The 16,753-nt window shown below is 72.6% G+C and carries 16 protein-coding genes; 9 read left to right on the top strand and 7 right to left on the bottom strand.

The features are described from left to right. Nucleotides 1–112: 112 nt before the first annotated feature. Nucleotides 113–997: a DUF308 domain-containing protein gene (locus ACFOX0_RS05905; protein WP_377542553.1), complete on the bottom strand. Its 885-nt coding sequence runs from the start codon at nucleotides 995–997 to the stop codon at nucleotides 113–115. A 212-nt stretch (nucleotides 998–1,209) separates the two neighbouring features. Between ACFOX0_RS05905 and ACFOX0_RS05900 the strand changes: the two genes are divergently transcribed. Beyond that, nucleotides 1,210–1,917 carry a lysophospholipid acyltransferase family protein gene (locus tag ACFOX0_RS05900; protein WP_377543071.1) on the top strand — a complete coding sequence of 236 codons (708 nt, stop codon included), beginning with the start codon at nucleotides 1,210–1,212 and terminating at the stop codon, nucleotides 1,915–1,917. Nucleotides 1,918–1,981: 64 nt separating this feature from the next. On the opposite strand, the gene ACFOX0_RS05895 is transcribed toward ACFOX0_RS05900, so the two are convergent. Further along, nucleotides 1,982–5,635, bottom strand: coding sequence for an AAA family ATPase (locus ACFOX0_RS05895; protein ID WP_377543069.1), 3,654 nt, complete (start codon nucleotides 5,633–5,635; stop codon nucleotides 1,982–1,984). A gap of 298 nt (nucleotides 5,636–5,933) precedes the next feature. Between ACFOX0_RS05895 and ACFOX0_RS05890 the strand changes: the two genes are divergently transcribed. Beyond that, nucleotides 5,934–6,125 carry a hypothetical protein gene (locus tag ACFOX0_RS05890; RefSeq protein ID WP_377542552.1) on the top strand — a complete coding sequence of 64 codons (192 nt, stop codon included), beginning with the start codon at nucleotides 5,934–5,936 and terminating at the stop codon, nucleotides 6,123–6,125. A gap of 170 nt (nucleotides 6,126–6,295) precedes the next feature. Here ACFOX0_RS05890 and ACFOX0_RS05885 read toward each other — a convergent pair whose 3' ends face one another. Next, entirely contained in the window at nucleotides 6,296–6,988 is a 693-nt protein-coding gene (locus ACFOX0_RS05885; RefSeq protein WP_377542551.1) for a Crp/Fnr family transcriptional regulator, read from the bottom strand. Nucleotides 6,989–7,434: 446 nt separating this feature from the next. On the opposite strand from ACFOX0_RS05885, the gene ACFOX0_RS05880 reads away from it, so the two are divergent. From ACFOX0_RS05880 to proC, 3 genes are all read left to right on the top strand, one after another. Next, on the top strand, nucleotides 7,435–7,932 hold the full coding sequence (locus ACFOX0_RS05880) for a polyadenylate-specific 3'-exoribonuclease AS (protein ID WP_377543067.1): 498 nt from the start codon (nucleotides 7,435–7,437) through the stop codon (nucleotides 7,930–7,932). A 214-nt stretch (nucleotides 7,933–8,146) separates the two neighbouring features. Continuing rightward, on the top strand, nucleotides 8,147–9,175 hold the full coding sequence (locus ACFOX0_RS05875; RefSeq protein ID WP_377542550.1) for a 6-phosphofructokinase: 1,029 nt from the start codon (nucleotides 8,147–8,149) through the stop codon (nucleotides 9,173–9,175). Between the two features lie 212 nt (nucleotides 9,176–9,387). Next, the gene (gene proC, locus ACFOX0_RS05870) at nucleotides 9,388–10,206 is read left to right on the top strand and encodes a pyrroline-5-carboxylate reductase (RefSeq protein ID WP_377542549.1); all 819 of its coding nucleotides are present in this window, start codon (nucleotides 9,388–9,390) and stop codon (nucleotides 10,204–10,206) included. Between the two features lie 229 nt (nucleotides 10,207–10,435). Here the strand turns inward: proC and ACFOX0_RS05865 are convergent, their stop codons facing one another. Next, on the bottom strand, nucleotides 10,436–10,795 hold the full coding sequence (locus ACFOX0_RS05865; protein ID WP_377542548.1) for a ribbon-helix-helix protein, CopG family: 360 nt from the start codon (nucleotides 10,793–10,795) through the stop codon (nucleotides 10,436–10,438). A gap of 77 nt (nucleotides 10,796–10,872) precedes the next feature. Next, on the bottom strand, nucleotides 10,873–11,751 hold the full coding sequence (locus tag ACFOX0_RS05860) for a helix-turn-helix transcriptional regulator (RefSeq protein ID WP_377542547.1): 879 nt from the start codon (nucleotides 11,749–11,751) through the stop codon (nucleotides 10,873–10,875). Nucleotides 11,752–11,840: 89 nt separating this feature from the next. Between ACFOX0_RS05860 and ACFOX0_RS05855 the strand changes: the two genes are divergently transcribed. Beyond that, the gene (locus ACFOX0_RS05855) at nucleotides 11,841–13,310 is read left to right on the top strand and encodes an MFS transporter (protein WP_377542546.1); all 1,470 of its coding nucleotides are present in this window, start codon (nucleotides 11,841–11,843) and stop codon (nucleotides 13,308–13,310) included. Nucleotides 13,311–13,313: 3 nt separating this feature from the next. Here the strand turns inward: ACFOX0_RS05855 and ACFOX0_RS05850 are convergent, their stop codons facing one another. After that, complete coding sequence (locus ACFOX0_RS05850; protein WP_377542545.1) at nucleotides 13,314–13,487, bottom strand: hypothetical protein; 174 nt, start codon at nucleotides 13,485–13,487, stop codon at nucleotides 13,314–13,316. A 170-nt stretch (nucleotides 13,488–13,657) separates the two neighbouring features. Here ACFOX0_RS05850 and ACFOX0_RS05845 point away from each other — a divergent pair, with 170 nt between their 5' ends. Then, a complete protein-coding gene (locus ACFOX0_RS05845) occupies nucleotides 13,658–14,440 on the top strand; it encodes an endonuclease/exonuclease/phosphatase family protein (protein ID WP_377542544.1) in 783 nt (260 codons plus the stop codon). A gap of 97 nt (nucleotides 14,441–14,537) precedes the next feature. Here ACFOX0_RS05845 and ACFOX0_RS05840 read toward each other — a convergent pair whose 3' ends face one another. Then, a complete protein-coding gene (locus tag ACFOX0_RS05840) occupies nucleotides 14,538–15,365 on the bottom strand; it encodes a class I SAM-dependent methyltransferase (protein WP_377542543.1) in 828 nt (275 codons plus the stop codon). A gap of 59 nt (nucleotides 15,366–15,424) precedes the next feature. On the opposite strand from ACFOX0_RS05840, the gene ACFOX0_RS05835 reads away from it, so the two are divergent. Together ACFOX0_RS05835 and ACFOX0_RS05830 are read left to right on the top strand one after the other, a co-directional pair. Continuing rightward, nucleotides 15,425–16,069, top strand: a complete 645-nt coding sequence (locus tag ACFOX0_RS05835) for a TetR/AcrR family transcriptional regulator (RefSeq protein ID WP_377542542.1) — start codon at nucleotides 15,425–15,427, stop codon at nucleotides 16,067–16,069. Nucleotides 16,070–16,167: 98 nt separating this feature from the next. Continuing rightward, a complete protein-coding gene (locus tag ACFOX0_RS05830; protein WP_377542541.1) occupies nucleotides 16,168–16,359 on the top strand; it encodes a hypothetical protein in 192 nt (63 codons plus the stop codon). Nucleotides 16,360–16,753 lie beyond the last annotated feature (394 nt).

Genomic DNA, 16,753 nt, shown 5'->3' with positions numbered 1-16,753 from the left:
GCCGGTGACGCGCGGTCACCGTCCGAGGTGGACGGAGCCGTCGGTCAGGCGGAGCCGGGGGTCGGGCGGAGCCGTCGGTCGGGTGGAGCCGTCGGTCGGGTGGAGCCGGCGGTCAGACCACCGCGCCGTCGTCCGGGTCGTAGTCGTCGTCCTCGTCGCCGGGGCGCAACCGCCAGACCAGCGTGACGAACCCACCGAGGATGCCGGCGAAGCCGATGACGGTGGACATGCCGCGGTCGATCGGCAGCAGGTCCGGGAAGAGGAACAGCACGAAGCCGGCGACGATGGCCAGCACGCCGAGGACCGCGTACTTCGAGACCCGGGGCAGCGGCGGTGGGGGCGGCGGGGTGTAGCCCTCCTCGTCCGGGTCGTCCGGCAGGTCGGCGCCGAACGTGTCCAGCCCGTCCAGCAGGGACGGCCCGTCGTCGCGCCGGCTGCCGACCGAGATGCCGGAGAAGTCGGTGGCCGACGGGAGGCGGCGTACCTCGGTGGGCGCCGGGCCGGCGCTCTCCGGGGCGGTCCGGGTGGCGGTGGCGCCGCCCGTGGCGCCGGCGGCCGGGTCCGCCGGACCGGCGGGGTCGTCCGGGGGTACGTCCTCGGCGGCCGGCCAGGGGCGGGCCCCGGCACCGAGGTCGGTGTCGTACCCCGCGATGATCTTGGCCCATTCGGCGTCGACGTCCGGGTCGGCGGCCGGTTCGCCCGGCGTACGCGACTCGTCCCGGCCGCCCTCGTCGGCGAGCTGGGACAGGTAGTCCCGGGCGGTCTCCAGGTGCGCCCGGTCCACGTACAGCCGGTCGACCGGGCGGGGCGGGACGGTGGTGGTGCGGGTGACCGGGTTGAGGTCGGCGGAGGGTTGCAGGTACGCGGCGATGCCACCGGCGGCCAGCACGTCCAGCAGGTGCTCGCCGACCCGGGGGTCCACGTCGCCGGCGACGGCGTAGTCCGTCGCGTCGAGTCCGTTGTCCCGCCGCCCGCGGCGGGCACCACCCGCTGACACCGGCCACCTCCCCTCACCGGCGCGCCCACGCGCCCGTCCCGTTCCACCCCCGACGCCGGCACCGCGCGCCGTGCCTTGAATCGTGACACGGCGGACCTTGGTTGCGGGAGTGCGTTGTGGCGCGGCGTACTCGTTCGTAGGCTCAGGGACCGACGATCCGGCCGCCGGCGGAGTGCCCGGTGAAGGTGCGGAACGGTGGGGGAAGGGCGCTGGTGTTCTACACGCTGATGAAGTACGTCATCCTCGGCCCCTGGCTGAGGTTGATCTTCCGGCCGTTGGTCGAGGGAAGGGAGAACGTTCCGCGCACCGGCCCGGCCATCCTGGCCAGCAACCACCTGTCGTTCGCCGACTCGATCTTCATGCCATTGATGGTCAAGCGTAAAGTGACCTTCGTCGCAAAAGCCGAATACTTCACCGGTAAGGGCCTCAAGGGCTGGCTGACCAAGATGTTCTTCGTCGGTGCGGGCACCATCCCGGTGGACCGGTCCGGCGGAAAGGCCGCCCGGGCCGCCCTGGACACCCAGTTGACGGTGCTGCGCTCGGGCAACATCGCCGGCATCTATCCGGAGGGCACCCGGTCGCCGGACGGCCGGCTGTACCGGGGCAAGACCGGCGTCGCCCGGCTGGCGCTGGAGAGCGGCGCCCCGGTCGTCCCGGTGGTGATGTTGAACGCGGACGAGATCCAACCCCCCGGCACGCTGATCCCGAAGATCAAGCGGGTGCGGATCAGGTTCGGCGCGCCGCTGGACTTCTCCCGGTACGCCGGGATGGCCGGCGACCGGTTCGTCGAGCGGGCCATCACCGACGAGATCATGTACGAGCTGATGGAGCTGTCCGGCCGCGAGTACGTCGACGTCTACGCCCAGAAGCTCAAGAACGCGCAGCCCGCCGCCGAGCCGGCCGCCCCGGTGGCCGCCTGAGCGCCGCCGCCCGCCGGCCGGGCTGCGCGCGGCGCCGACCGCCTCAGCAGGGGCGCCGACCGCCTCAGGAGGCCAGCACCGACGGTTCGACCCGGCTCACCCGGGCGCCCTCGGCGATCCGCAGCAGGCCCGTGGCGCGGTTGCGCCGCGCGAACTCGCCCACGTCGACGAGCAGGTCGTCGGCCCGTCGCCGACCGCCGGTCGACCGGCGCAACGCGTCGACCGCCAGCGCCAGCGCCAGCATCCGGTCGGTGGTGTCCGGAATCCGGGCGTAGACGTCCGCCGCCGCCAGGTGCAGTTCGCCGGCCCGGTCGTGGTCGCCGGCGTAGCCGGCCAGCGCCGCGGTGACGGTGTGCAGGGCCGCCTCCGCCCAGGGCGTCCGGTGCCCGACCCGATCCAGCATCGCGCGCACCCGGGCCGTCGCCGTACGGCTGGTCAACGCGGCGGCGTACGCGGCCGCGGCGACCCATTCGCCGCTGGCCAGGGCCGGCACCGGCGACCATGACCCGGCGAGTTCGTCGAGCAGCGCGGCGGCCTCGCGCGGGCGTCCCTGCAACGCGCGGCACAGCGCGCCGTTGCCGAGCATGGTCCAGTGCAGCCGGTGGAAGCCGCTGCGCCGGGCGGTGTCCAACGCGTCGCTGACGTCGTCCGGCTCGTCGGGACCGCCCGGTTCGTCGCCCGCGGCGGGTTCACCACGGCCGCCCGCCCGGCGGCGGCCGTCGCCGGCCGGTTCCGGTGCCGGCCGGGCGACGGGGGAACCCGCCTGCGCCGCCTCGTCACGGCCGGCCGGACCGGCCGGTACCGGCTCACCGCGCAGCACCCGCAGGCAGGCACGCATGCCGCGGACCTGCATGTCCCAGCGGCCCGTCGGGGTGTCGACGAACGCGTCCGCCGCCGCCAGCAGGGCCGTGAACTCCCCCTCGCAGTACGCCCGCATCGCCGCCAACGACCCGCCCGTGGTCAACGAGGGGCCGCTGTTCTCCAGCGACTTGACCAGTTCACCCGCGGTGAGCCAGTCGCCCTCCTCGCGTACCGCCCAGGCGAGGTTCTGCACCGCCCGGGGCAGGGCCAGCAACTGGGCCTGGCGGCAGTAGTCCACCAACTCGTGCAGCTCCCGTACGCCGGTGCGGTCGCCGGCCTGGTAGCGCGCGGTGGCCACGGTGATCCGGGCGTCCGCCCGGGTCTCGACCAGCCCCAGCCGTTCGGCGATCTCGGCCGCCGTGGCCGCCGCGGTGATCGCCGCGTCCCGTTCGTAGTTGAGCATGTGCAACCGGCCCAGTTCGGCGTGCGCGTCGGCCTTCTGTTCGCTGTCCGGCAGCGGGTCGAACAGCTCCACCGCCCGGCCCAGGCAGGACAGCGCCCCGGCCCGGTCGGCGCGCAGCCAGGCGGCCCGGCCCAGCAGGGTCCAGGCCCGGGCCGCGCAGGCCCGGTCGCCGTCCGCCAGCAGCTTGCCGGCCAGGTCGGCGAGCCGCCCGGTGCCACCGCCGGACAGGAAGGCGTCGCCGTCCAGGAAGAACGAGATCTCGGCGCTCAGCAGTTCCAACTGCAGCCGGTCCAGCGGATCGTCGCCGGCCAGCGCGAGCGCCCGCTCGGCGTGCCCGGCGGCCACGTCCAGCGCGTGCAGCGCGTACGCCCGGCGGGCGGCCCGGTGCAGCGCCTCGTGGGCCCGCACCGCGTACCGGTGGGTGTCCATGCCCAGCGTCTGGGCGATCTCGTGGGCGGCCCACCGGTGGTGGGCGAGCACCTCGGCCAGGTCGGTGTCCCGACTGTGCGACAGCGCGTCCAGCCAGTCCGCCGTCCGGGTGTGGTGGGCGACCCGCTCGGTGCGGGGCAGACGCTGGTAGCAGACGTCGCGGACCAGGATGTGCCGGAACCGGATCTCCGGCTGGCCGGCCATCGTCGAGGTCGGCTGCTCCCGGACGAACTCGCGCTGTTCGAGCCGGCGCAGCGCGCGTTCGGTGGCCTCGACCGGCTGTCCCAGGGCCGCGGCGACCGCGCCCGGCCAGAACTGCGCGCCGACCACCGAGGCGGCCAACAGCACCGTACGGTCGGCGCTGTCCAGCAGGTCGAGCCGGTTGGCGATGACCGCGTGCACGCTGTCCGGCATCGGCAGTTCGCGGCGGGGGCGCAACGACCAGGTCCGCCCGTTCTGCCGCAGCGCGCCCTGGTCGATCAGCATCCGGACGTACTCCAGGGCGTAGAGCGGGTTGCCGCCGGCCACCTCGATCAGCGGGGTCAGCGCGTCCGCGTCGATCACGGTCTGGCCGAACAGGTGGGCGTAGAGCGCGCCGACGGCGGCGTTGCGCAGCGGTGGCAGCGTGACCGTCACCGACCCGGTCAGCGAGCCGGCCCAGCCCGGGTTGCGGCTGATCAGTTCCGGGCGGGCCGTGCAGAGCACCAGCAGCGGGACGTCCCGGGCGTACGAGCCGAGCAGCTCGATGAAGCGCAGCATCGCCTCGTCGGCCCAGTGCAGGTCCTCGAAGACCAGCACCGTCGGGCGGCGGGCGGCGATGGCGACCAGGAAGCGACGCCAGGCCGACTCGCACTCCTCGGCCGGCAGCTTCGGCCCGGGCAGGCCGACCACCGGGCGCAGCGCGTCGGTGATCCGGGCCACCTCGGCCGGCGCGACCAGCTCCGCGATGGTGGCGCCGAGCCGGGCCGTCGCGGTGGCGGCCGGGTCGGTGTCCAGGATGCCGGCCTCGGCCTTGACGATGTCGGCCAGCGCAGCGAAGGTGACGTTCTCGCCGAACGGCGGGCAGCGCCCGGTGTGCCAGGTCAACGCCCGGTCGGCGGAGCCGGTGGTGTGCCGGTACAGTTCGCGCACCAGCCGGCTCTTGCCGATGCCGGCGCCGCCGAGCAGGGTCACCACCTGCGGTATCTGCTGGCGGAACGACCGGTCCAGGGCGTTGACCAGTAGGCCGAGTTCGTGTTCCCGGTCGATCAACGGCGTGGCGTCGTGGCCGCGGTTGTCGAACTGCCGGCTGGCCGGGGCCAGCGCCAACCAGACCTCGGTCGGCGTGGACCGGCCGCGCAGGGTCACCGCCGGCCGGGCGGCGTAGTCGATGGCGTCCCGGGTCAACGCGTGGGTGGGACCGCAGACCAGCACCCCGCCGGGCGGTGCCACCGACTGCAGCCGGGAGGCGGTGTTGACCACGTCACCGGCCACGATCGCCTGGCCGCCGTCCCGGGCGGCCGAGGTGTCCACCAGCGCCTCACCGGTCGCCACGCCCACCCGGAACCGCAGCCCGTCCTCGCCGCCGGGGGTGAACCGGGTGAGCACCCGCTGCAGCTCCAGGCCGGCCCGTACGCAGCGCAGCGCGTCCGTCTCGGTGGCCACCGGCGCCCCGAACAGCGCCATCACCGCGTCGCCGATGTACTTCTCCACCACCCCGCCGTACTGCGCGACGACCCGGCGGGCGGCGGCGAAGAAGCCGGTCTGCATCCCGCGCACCAACTCCGGGTCGGCCCGCTCGACGTACGGCGTGAAGTCGATCAGGTCGACGAACAGGACGCTGACCCGCCGACGGTCCTCGTGCACGGCACGGACCGGCCCGGGGGTGCGTTGCTGCGGTCGTCCGCACGCCGTGCAGAAGGCGGCGTCCGTCGGCAGCGGTCGGGAACAGTGAGTACAGGGCGTGGACAGCTCACTGCCGCAGCCGCCGCAGAAGCGGTCGTCGGCCGCGGCAGTCCGGCCGCACTGTGCACATGAGGCGGCGATTGGTCCTCCTGCGACGGATCGCGCGGATGGTGGATCCCGCTGTTACCGGCCGGCTTCCATACCGGGTGACCCTACAACCGGTCCATTCCGGTGCCTGTCGGCCTTGTTACTGGTCGGTCGCGCCGGTCGTCCCGATAGCCGGGCCGTCCGACGTGGCGCTGGTCATCACCCGTCCGAGTATCGCCGCCGAACGCACTGTCGGGAACCCGGCTGTTGGTTAGCAGACACTCCGTCAGGTGGCTTGCGGGCTACAGTCCATCCGGTCGAAACACTGGATCACACGTAGGGAGAAACGTCGATGGTGCAGGTCCGGCTGGACGGGGACTGGACTGACGGGCAGGGCGTCAACCACGCGGCTGGCGAGACGGTCGACGTCGACGCGGCCACCGTGGCGCGGTTGCAGGCCGAGGGTATCGTCAGCGAGTCCGGTGGCGGTTCGGGCGGTGACGCGCACACCGAGTGGCTGGGCCCGACCGGCACCAAGCCCTGAGCCCGAGCGATAACCGACCGGGGGGTGACACCGCGGGCGCCGCGGCGCCGGGTGCCACCCCCTCGGGGTACGACTGAATCGATTTCAACCTGAACCGCGCGGCGCGCAAGTACCGCCTTCGACCTCGCCCGACGACGATCCGCCAGGGGAGGTTGAAAAAGGTTCAGTGCTCAGCGTTCGGCCATGCCGGCCCGGCGACGCAGCGCGGACACGTCGGTCACCACGATCCGGCGGCCCTCGGTCCGCAACCAACCCCGGCTGGCGAACGACCCGATCGCCTGGTTGACGCTCTGCCGCGAGCCACCGGCCATCTCCGCGAGCTGGCTCTGGTTGAGCTCGATGGTGATCATCGGTGCGTGGCTCTCGCCGGCCAGCCGGACCAGGGTCTTGGCCACCCGTCCGGGCAGGTCGAGGAAGACGTGGTCGGCGTTCTGTTCGGTGAGCCGGCGGATCAGCCCGCCGAGCGACCGCATCACCGCGTCGAGGATGCGCGGGTTGGAGTGCACCAGCTCCATGAAGGCACCCCGGGACAGGGCCAGCGCGGCACAGTCCTCGATCGCCTCGGCCGACGCCGAGCGGGTCGAGGCGTCCAACAGCGACACCTCGCCGAGCACGTCCGGCGGGCGGATCACGTGGAGCACGGCGCGCTCGCCGGTCGGCGCGGTGCGGAACACCGCCACCGCGCCACGGCGGAGCACGATGAGGGACTCGCCCGGGTCGTTCTCGACGAACAGCAGCTGACCCTTGCGGTAGGTACGGGGCACCGCCGCGGCGATCACCCGTTGCCGTACCTCCGGCTCCAGGCCGGCGAACATGTCGACGCCCGTGAGCGCGTCACCCGGCTCCGGCAGGCGAACCTCCAACGCCCAACCCCTCCCCGGTAAGAACCACAACCCGCCCCGACGGCCTCGGTCACCGGCGCGAGCTGCACCGATTCCGCCACCAGTGCGTAGCGGTACACATCAGATCATGACTGTCATGTCGCTTGCTGTACACCCCTCGAATCACTTCTGTGACAGTTCTGCCGCTTCCGTGCCGGCAAGCTGAGGTACAGGTCCGCTGCTGGGTGGGGGCCGTACGGGGGCGGAGCGGATCGCCGGGTCGCGGGATGCCGCGATCGGTCCGGGCGGGTGGGGGATACCCGTCCGGACCGGCCGCGGCGCCGTACGGGGGGAGACGGCGCGGCCCGCGAGGTGACCGTGGGGAGGTCGTGGTGGCCCGTCGGCGACGGCGGGCCACCACCGGCCACCGGCCCCGGTGGCCGGCCCCGGTGGCCGGCCGGTCGGGCGGGTCGGCGAAGATGACCGCGATGGTCTACCGCTATTTCTACGACTGCGAGTTCATCGAGGACGGCCGGCTGGTCGACCTGGTGTCGATCGGCGTCGTCGACGAGTACGGCCGCGAGTTCTACGCGGTGTCCACCGAGTTCGACGACTCCCGGGCCGTGCCCTGGGTGCGTCGCAACGTGCTGGACAAGCTCCCGTCGCCGGCCGACCGGGCCTGGCGCTCCCGCGCCCGCATCCGGGACGAACTCTACGACTTCCTGATGGAGCCGGTACGCGACCGGCCGGCCGAGACGCTGGAGCTGTGGGCCTGGTACGCGGCCTACGACCATGTGGCGCTGGCCCAGCTGTGGGGCGCCATGCCGGCGCTGCCCCGGGAGATCCCGCGGTTCACGAAGGATCTTCGCCAACTGTGGGACGACCGCGGCCGGCCGGCGCTGCCGGACGCCGCGGCGGACCGGCACGACGCGCTGGTCGACGCCCGGCACAACCTGGCCCGGTGGCGGGCGATGTCCGGGAGGTGACCCCGGGAGCAGCGGTGACCGGCCGGACCTGGGGGAAGAACCACGAGGTCATCTTCTGAGCGTCGCGGGGGCCACGCTGGTCTGGCCCTCGGGGGCCGACTACAGTGCGCAATGACGGCCCGCCCCGGGCCGGCAACGACGCCGACGGTCTGAACGGACTTCGACCCTGGGGCTTGACTGGGCTGGTCGACAGCTCCAGGAGGATGAACAGCTCATGCGTATCGGCGTGCTCACCGGCGGCGGTGACTGTCCGGGTCTGAACGCGGTGATCCGGTCGGTGGTCCGTAAGGGCGTCGCGACCTACGGCCACGAGTTCGTCGGGTTCCGGGACGGTTGGCGCGGTCCGCTGGAGGGCCTGTCCCGGCCGCTCGGCATCGCGGAAGTGCGGGGCATTCTGCCGCGCGGCGGCACCATCCTCGGTTCCTCCCGGACCAACCCGTTCAAGATCGACGGCGGGGTCGAGCGGATCAAGGACAACCTGGCCGAACAGGGCGTCGACGCGCTGATCGCGATCGGTGGCGAGGACACCCTCGGCGTGGCGACCAAGCTGCACGACCTGGGCGTCCAGGTGGTCGGCGTGCCGAAGACGATCGACAACGACCTGAACGCCACCGACTACACGTTCGGCTTCGACACCGCGGTCAACATCGCGATGGAGGCGATCGACCGGCTGCACACCACCGCCGAGAGCCACCACCGCACGCTGGTGGTCGAGGTGATGGGCCGGCACGCCGGCTGGATCGCCCTGCACGCCGGCCTGGCCGGTGGCGCCAACGTCATCCTGCTGCCCGAGCGGCAGTTCGACGTCGACCAGGTGGCCGGCTACGTCGAGAAGCGCTTCCAGCACCAGTACGCCCCGATCGTGGTGGTGGCCGAGGGCGCCCAGCCGCTCGACGGGCAGATGGTGCTGCACAACCAGGAGCTGGACTCGTTCGGTCACGTCCGGCTGGGCGGCATCGGCCAGTGGCTGGCCGAGCAGCTGGAGGCCAAGACCGGCAAGGAGGCCCGCACCGTCGTCCTCGGGCACATCCAGCGCGGCGGCACGCCCACCGCGTTCGACCGGGTGCTGGCCACCCGGCTGGGCCTGCACGCGATCGACGCGGTGCACCAGGGCGACTGGGGCAAGATGGTCGCCATGCAGGGCACCAGCATCGTCCGGGTGCCGCTGATCGAGGCGACCCGCGAGCTGAAGACGGTGCCGCTGGAGCGGTACACGGAGGCCGAAGTCTTCTTCGGCTCCTGATCGTTCGTCTCTGGTTTCATCCTCTGCGGGTTGGGGGGTGGCCCGACCGTGCCCGAGGCGGCCCGTCAGGCTTGATGTCCGCCTCGGTCACGGTCGGGCCACCCGGCCCGTGGCCGGCGGGTCGTCCGACGAACGGTAGGGCCTGCGGGGGCTTGTGGGGTGATTCTGGACAGTTGGGTCATCCTGGGACGTGGTGGGTGGAAGGGGTGGCGATGGCGGCGGGGATGCGCACCGTTGCGGTGATCGGGGCGGGCAAGATCGGGGAGCTGGTGCTCTCCGGGTTGCTGCGGGCCGGTTGGTCGGCGGACCGGCTGCTGGTCACCACGCGTCGGGCCGAGCGGGCCGAGGAGCTGTCCGCCCGGTACGGCGTACGGGTGGTGGACAACCTGACCGCGGTGGCCGAGGCGGACGTCCTCGCCGTGGCGGTCAAGCCGCAGGACGCCGGCGTGCTGCTGGACGAGATCGCCCCGAAGGTGCCGGCCGACAAGCTGGTGATCTCGCTCTGCGCCGGCCTGCCGACCAGCTTCTTCGGTCGTCGACTGCCGGCCGGCACGCCGGTGGTGCGGGTGATGACCAACACCCCGGCACTGGTCGACGAGGCGATGACAGCGATCTCCGCCGGCCCGCACGCCACCGGCGAGCACCTGGCGTTGGCCGAGGGGATGTTCACCCCGCTGGGTCGCACCATCCGGGTACCCGAGTCCCAGCAGGACGCGGTCACCGCGCTGTCCGGTTCCGGGCCGGCCTACTTCTACCTGCTGGTCGAGGCGATGATCGACGCGGGCATCCTGCTCGGCCTGCCGCGGCAGGTGGCCCACGACCTGATCGTGCAGTCCGCGATCGGCTCGGCGATCATGCTCCGCGACTCCGGCGAGCACCCGGTCAAGCTGCGCGAGGCGGTCACCTCGCCGGCCGGCACCACCATCTCGGCGATCCGTGAGCTGGAGAACCACGGCGTCCGGGCGGCCCTGCTGGCCGCGCTGGAGGCGGCCCGCGACCGGGCCCGGGAGATCGCCGCGCAGAGCACCTGACCGTGCGGGGCCCGGTATCCCCCGGCCGGCCCGTTTGTGCCGGGGGGTACCGGAGATCAGGCGGTTTCAGCCGGCCGCCGAGGCCGGTGTCGCCGGCCGATGCCCATCCCCGTCACCAGGCCAAACGTCCCCGGCGGCGGACCACCACCACGGCGGCGCCCGCGACCGTCAGCACCAGCAGGCAGGCACCGGCGGCGATCAACAGGTACGCCCGGCGGAACCCTCCCGCTCAGGCGGCCTCGGCGTGGCCGTCGGTCCGGCCGGCCACCAAGCGGCGCAGAACGTCGAGCGCGTGCTCGGCCTCGTCCTGCCCCACCGGGCCGGTCCGCGCGGCGACGTATCCGAGCAGTGCCTCGCGGACCACGTCGGAGCGGCGCGTCCCCTGCCGTTCGGCGAGTTCGTCGAGCTGCTCCACCAGGGCGACCGGGAGTCGGATGCTGGCCAGCATCATCGGGGCTTCCGGTGTCGCGCGGGGTGCTGGCTCGACGGCTGGTTCCATCCCGGCCAACGCCGGCGAGAGGTTTTCCGTGGTCCGGAACCACGCGATGATCTCGTCCTTGGTCATCTGCTCGAAGTCGGGAGTGCTCATTGAACCCGCCTCCTCCACTCGTCAAGCTCGGCCCCGGCGTCATGTATTACAACGTAACACGAACTGAGCGGTCCTTGTCAGGGCTTGCGGGTGAGGGGGGACCAGTCGGTGAAGGGCGGCCGGTCGTGGATCCGGCGCAGCGCGTCCTCGGTGGCCGGGTCGGCGGCCGTGTAGACGGTCATCCGGGCGCCGGGCAGGTCGCGCAGCCACAGGCTGGCCGTTTCCAGCCGGAACTGCCCCACCCCCGGGTGGGTGAACAGCTTCAGCCGGGTGGTCGGGCTGGCCACGGCATGGTCATTCCACATCCGGCGGAAGTCGGCGGAGACGTCGGTCAGCTCCCGGACCAGTGCGGACCAGGCCGGTTCGCCGACGTGCTCGGCGCGGGCGGCGCGGAACATGGCCAGGGAGTGCGCGGCCTCCGACCGCCAGTCGACCAGGGTCCGGCGCCATGCCGGCTCGGTGAACAGCAGCCAGAGGACGTTCCGCCGGTGTGGTGGCAGCTCGCGCCAGTCACCCAGCAGCGCCCGCGCGCTGCGGTTCGCGGCGAGCAGGTCGCAGCGCGGGCTGACGATCTGCGCGGGATAGGGGTCCAGCGCGTCGAGGATGCGTTGCCGCACCGGATCGACCTGGATGGCCGGCGCGTCGGTCGGCGCGTCGGCGGTCCCGGTGAGCGCGAGGAGGTGTCGCCGTTCGTCGGGCGCCAGGCGCAGGCTGCGGGCGATGGCGTCGAGCACCGAGATCGAGGCGTTGATCGGCCGACCCTGCTCCAGCCAGGTGTACCAGGTCACCCCGACCCCGGCGAGCTGGGCGACCTCCTCCCGACGCAGCCCGGGCGTCCGGCGCCGGCCACCCGTGGGCAGGTCCACATCCTCGGGGCGCAGCCGCGCCCGGCGGGAGCGCAGGAACGCCGCGAGTTCGGCGCGTCGTGGTTCGACGATCGTCACGGGTACCAGCATCCCTCCGGTGGTAAACCGGTACCAGGTGGCATTGATACCAGGATAATCACGCTCTGGTACCACCCCCGGGGCCCGCGAATGCTGGCCGGGTGACCATCACCAGCAGGGCCGCCGTGGCCCGTACCGATCCACCGTCGACACCACCCGGCGAAATTCGGCCCGCACCCCGGGCCGGTCGGGCGGCGCTGCCGGTCATCCTGCTCGCGACCTTCCTGGCCACCGCCAACTTCTTCGTCGTCAACGTCGCCCTGCCCGTGATCGGCAGGTCGCTGCGCGCCGACGCGGCCCTGCTGCAACTCGTCGTCGCGGCGTACTCGGTGTCCTACGCCGCGGCCCTGGTGGCCGGCGGCCGGCTCGGCGACCGGTACGGCCGGCGCCGGGTCATGATCCTCGGCCTGGTGGCCTTCGCGGTCACGACGGTGGCCTGCGGCCTGGCCCCGAACGCCGAGACCCTGGTCGTCGGGCGACTGGTGCAGGGCGCCGCCGCCGGTCTGTTCGCCCCGCAGGTGCTCAGCACCATCCAGGCCACCTACGCCGGCGCCGCGCGGCAGCGGGCACTCGCCGGCTTTGGCGCCGCGCTCGGTCTGGCCTGCGTGGCCGGCCAGTTGTACGGCGGCGTCGCCGTCGCGGTCGACCTGGCCCACCTCGGTTGGCGGGTCGTCTTCCTCACCGTCGCCCCACTCGGCCTGCTGATAGCCGCGCTCGCGGTGCGGTTCGTGCCGGAGACCCGGGGGCGGGCCGTCCCGCTGGACCTGCGTGGGGCGGCGCTGCTCACCCTCTGCCTCGGCCTGCTGCTGGTGCCGCCGAGCCTCGGCGCGCCGGCCGGCTGGCCGGCCTGGAGCCTGGTCGCCCTGGCCGGGGCGCCGGTCGCGGCGTACGTCTTCGTCCGGGACCAGCGCCGGCGGGAACGGGCCGGCGGCGCGCCGCTGCTGCCGCCGTCGCTGTTCCGGCTGGTGCCGTTCCGGCGCGGACTCGGTGTCGTCGCCGCGTTCTTCGTCGGCGTCGGCGGGTTCCTGCTCACCACCGGGATCTCGTTGCAGGAGGGGCTCGGCATGACGCCGTTGGGCGCCGGGCTGGCGCTCGCGCCGTACGCGGTGGGTTTCCTCGCCGTGTCGCTGGCCGTGCCCCGGCTGGTCGCCCGGTACGCGGGCCGGGTGGTCGTGGTCGGCGCCGTCGTCCTGGCCGCGGCCCTGGCCGCCGTCGCGGTGCAGGCCGGGCTGGACTACCGGGAACTGACCGGGTGGACCCTGCTGCCCGCGTTCGTGGTGATCGGCGTCGGACAGGGGCTGGTGATGATCCCGGTCTTCGGCGTGGTGCTGGCCGAGATCCCCACCGATCGGGCCGGGGTCGCCAGCGGCGTGCTCACCACCACCCAGCAGGCGGCCGTCGCGGTCGGCGTGGCCGTGCTCGGCACGCTGTTCTTCCAGGTCGCGGACGCGACGCCGGGCGGTGTCGGCTGGCGGGCGGCAACCGTGGCGGTGTTCGCCGGTGAGGCCGTGCTCGCCGTGCTCACCGGCCTGCTCGCGGTCCGGCTCGCCGGCCGGCGGACCGATCGGTGACCGTCAGCCCTGCGGGTGCCAGACCTGCGGCTCCGGCTGGTCGGCCGGCGGGTCCGTCTCCGTCAACTCGACCCGGTCCTCCGGCCGGACCCGGTCCGGCAGCTCACCGAACCGTACGTGGCGGAGGAACGCGTACTCCTCGTCCGAGAACTGCTCACGATTTGGCTGCTCGTCCATGGCTCAGCCTGCCCCCTCTCCGTCCGGCGGCGGTACCGCCTTTCGGCTCACATCGAAAACGTAGTAACCACACGCTTTTCGATGTGACGTGTTGGCGATGTGCGGTCCCGCGCCGCCGATCGGGGACGGGCGCCGGTGCGCCGGACGCGAGAGCTGATCACAATGGGCGGATGACCGACGGCCGGACCGCGCTGCGGATGCTGACCCTCAACGCGTTGTTCACGGGGGACGTCCGCCCCCGGCTACGGGCGCTGGCGGCGATCCTGGACCGGGCGGCCTACGACGTCGTGTGCCTGCAGGAGGTCGTCTACGGCCCCAACGCCCGCCTGCTGGCCAGGGCGTTCCCACACCACGCGTACTCCGGGACCGTGCTGCCGCGCGGCGGCCTGGTGCTGCTGTCCCGGTGGCCGGTCCGGCGGTGCCGGTCGCTGCGGTTCCCGCCGTGGCGGCCGGTCCGACCGGAACTGCTCATGCGCAAGGGTGCCCAGCTCGCCACCGTCGACACACCGGGTGGCGGGCTGATCGTGGTGAACACCCACCTGTCGGCCAACCGGGACGACGACTGGTCGCCGGAGAACCCGTACAGCCGGATCGCCCGGGTCGAACTGAGCCGGCTGGCCGGCGCGGTCGCCGCGCTCGACCCCACGCTGCCGGTGGTGGTCACCGGCGACTTCAACGTGCCGCGCTCCTCGGCGCTGCTGCGGGACTTCGCCGCCGTGACCGGGCTGCGCGACGTGCTGGCCGGCGACGCCGAACCGACGTACCGGCCGACGCCGCGCTGGCCCGCGCCGCCCGCGCTCGACCAGGTGTACGTCCGGTCGACGCCGGACCGGGAGATCACGGCGCGGGCGCGGCTGGTGTTCCGGGACGAGGTGCCGCTGGCCGACGGTCGGCGTGCGTACCTGTCCGACCACTACGGCATCGAAACCGAACTGACCCTCGACGGAGGGTGACGCGGACCGGCGGCGAGCTGGCTCAGGCACCGGCGCGGACCGGCACCGGCGCGGACCGGCGGCGGCGCGGGCCGCCCGCCGGTCTGGGCCGGCGCCGTCAGGGGTGGACCGCGGTGACCAGCCAGATGGTGCCCAGCACCGAGACCCCCGTCGGCCCTTCGAACTCCCGCAGGGCCGATCGCACCTCGTCGCGGACCTTCGTGACGGTCGCCTCGTCCACGCCGGCCAGGTTGACGGTGACCGGACCGAGGGAGAAGTAGAACGACACGGCGTCGTCGGCGTCCCGGCCCCAGACGCAGGGCACCTCGACCCGGGCCACCGACACGTCGGCGAAGCCGGCGGCGGTGAGAACCGCCTCGATCCGGGCCGGATCGGTGAGCGAGCCCATCCCGCGGGCCGCCGGTGAAGGCCGACGCATCAGCGGCGCGAGCGCCCCGAACGCCCGGGCGTGCTCCGGCGCGGCGTCGCCGGGACCGGCGAAGGCCAGCCGGCCGCCCGGTCGCAGGGCCCGGCCGATGTTCGTGAACGCGGCGACCGGGTCGTCGAAGAACATCACCCCGCCCCGGCTGACGGCGACGTCGAAGGCGGCGGTCGGGAACGCGTACACCTGGGCGTCGCCCTCCTCGAAGGTCGCGTTGGTGATGCCTTCCCCGGTGGCGGTGGTCCGCGCGCGGGCGATCATCGGCGCCGAGATGTCGACACCCAGGACCTGGCCGGCGGTACGCCGGGCGGCCAACCGGGTGAAGTGACCGTTGCCGCACCCGACGTCGAGCACCCGGTCCCGCTCGCCGATCCCGGCGGCGGTGAGCAGCGGTTCGTTGATGCCCCGGGCCATCGCGTCGTAACGGTCGGCGTTGTCGGCCCAGTGGACGCCCTCCGGGCCGTTCCACGCCTCGGCCTGCCGGACGTTCGCGATCGTCTGCATGTTCCGCTCCTTTGTTAGAGTTGAACTCTAGTGTTCAACTCTAGATATAGGCTACGGAGATGACTCAGGTCAAGGGCAAGCGAGCCGAGAAGAGCCGACTGACCCGGCGGACGATCCTGGCCGCCGCGCGGGACCTGTTCGTGGAGCGCGGATACGGCGCGACCACGCTCCAGGACATCGCGGACCGGGCCGGGTACGCCGTTCAGACCGTCTACTTCGTCTTCGGCAACAAGCGGACCGTGCTGAAGGAGTTGAGCGACAGCCTGCTCGCCGGGGACGACGAGCAGGTGCCGACGGTGCAGCGAGCCTGGTTCCGCGCCGCCGTCGAGGCGAACTCGGCCGACGAGTCACTCCGGCGCCTGGTGGCCGGCGCGCGGGAAATGCTGGAACGTGTCGCGCCGCTCGCCGAGGTGATGCGGACCGCCGCGACGATCGAACCGGAGATCTCCGAACTGTGGAAGCCGGACGGCGTCGACCCGCGCCACACGGTCTACGCGACCGCCGCGGACGCACTGGTCACCAAGCCGGACGCCCGGCCGGGCCTGTCCGCCGAGCGGGCCGCCGATGAACTGTTCGCCCTGCTCAGCCCCGAGCTTTACCTGGTCCTGGTGCGCGACCGGGGCTGGCCGGCCGAGCGGTGGGAGGAATGGGTACGCCACCTCCTGCGCGGCCAACTGCTGGCGAACCCGGGATCGAGTGGATAGTCGGATGGGCGACAGGGCGCGACCGGGGGATGGCGATCCGCGATCGGAATGGTTGAATCGGCAACCTGCAACATTGTGGCGCGGCTGGGGGATCGCTGGTGGATGTCTTCGATGTACGGGATCGTCTCATCGAGGACTACCGCGAGTTCACCTCCAGCTTCGTGCATCCCCGTGACGAGCGGATCGGGGCGCACGTCGACCGGTTGACGGCGTCCGGTTACCAGTGGCCCGCGCCGTATCTGTCGCTCAACCCGAACTTCGCCTCCGGGGCACGGTCGGCAGGTTGGTAGCCGACGGACTGTTGCACCGGGACAGTGAGCGCGTCTTCCGGATCAAGTCCGGTGAAATCGATCCAGGAAGTCGGCCGCTGCGGCTGCACTAAAAATAGGATTTGGGGTGTGAGTCTGCTGCCATGGATTTTGAATCCGACTTGGACATGCTCTGGCGTGTATATGAAACGAAAGAACCTCCAAATGTTTCGTGGAAAAGATGCGCTGGCGCGATTAGGGATGGTGAACCTCGCCGGGAGATACTGACCTTACCCTGGTGGCACTCCGGGAGGCGTTTTCAAAACTCCATTGATAGTTTGATCCCAGGGCGGTCGATGTGACCGTGGGTGATCGTCGGGTTGTGTGACCGGGATCGCGGGTGTCGTGAATGGACGCGGCGGCCGTCGCCAGGTAG

The organism is Micromonospora zhanjiangensis, assembly GCF_042650605.1.
Classification (GTDB): Bacteria; Actinomycetota; Actinomycetes; order Mycobacteriales; family Micromonosporaceae; genus Micromonospora_J; species Micromonospora_J zhanjiangensis.
The sequence above is the reverse complement of the archived record's forward strand: the minus strand, read 5'-3'. Positions and strand labels throughout refer to the sequence as shown.

Excerpts from the sequence above, each read along its gene's own strand:
- ACFOX0_RS05865 (WP_377542548.1), bottom strand. The coding sequence starts at position 10,795 with ATGAGCACTCCCGACTTCGAGCAGATGACCAAGGACGAGATCATCGCG.
- proC (WP_377542549.1), top strand. The coding sequence starts at position 9,388 with ATGGCGGCGGGGATGCGCACCGTTGCGGTGATCGGGGCGGGCAAGATC.
- ACFOX0_RS05880 (WP_377543067.1), top strand. The coding sequence starts at position 7,435 with ATGGTCTACCGCTATTTCTACGACTGCGAGTTCATCGAGGACGGCCGG.
- ACFOX0_RS05875 (WP_377542550.1), top strand. The coding sequence starts at position 8,147 with ATGCGTATCGGCGTGCTCACCGGCGGCGGTGACTGTCCGGGTCTGAAC.
- ACFOX0_RS05890 (WP_377542552.1), top strand. The coding sequence starts at position 5,934 with ATGGTGCAGGTCCGGCTGGACGGGGACTGGACTGACGGGCAGGGCGTC.
- ACFOX0_RS05840 (WP_377542543.1), bottom strand. The coding sequence starts at position 15,365 with ATGCAGACGATCGCGAACGTCCGGCAGGCCGAGGCGTGGAACGGCCCG.
- ACFOX0_RS05850 (WP_377542545.1), bottom strand. The coding sequence starts at position 13,487 with ATGGACGAGCAGCCAAATCGTGAGCAGTTCTCGGACGAGGAGTACGCG.
- ACFOX0_RS05845 (WP_377542544.1), top strand. The coding sequence starts at position 13,658 with ATGACCGACGGCCGGACCGCGCTGCGGATGCTGACCCTCAACGCGTTG.
- ACFOX0_RS05860 (WP_377542547.1), bottom strand. The coding sequence starts at position 11,751 with ATGCTGGTACCCGTGACGATCGTCGAACCACGACGCGCCGAACTCGCG.
- ACFOX0_RS05835 (WP_377542542.1), top strand. The coding sequence starts at position 15,425 with ATGACTCAGGTCAAGGGCAAGCGAGCCGAGAAGAGCCGACTGACCCGG.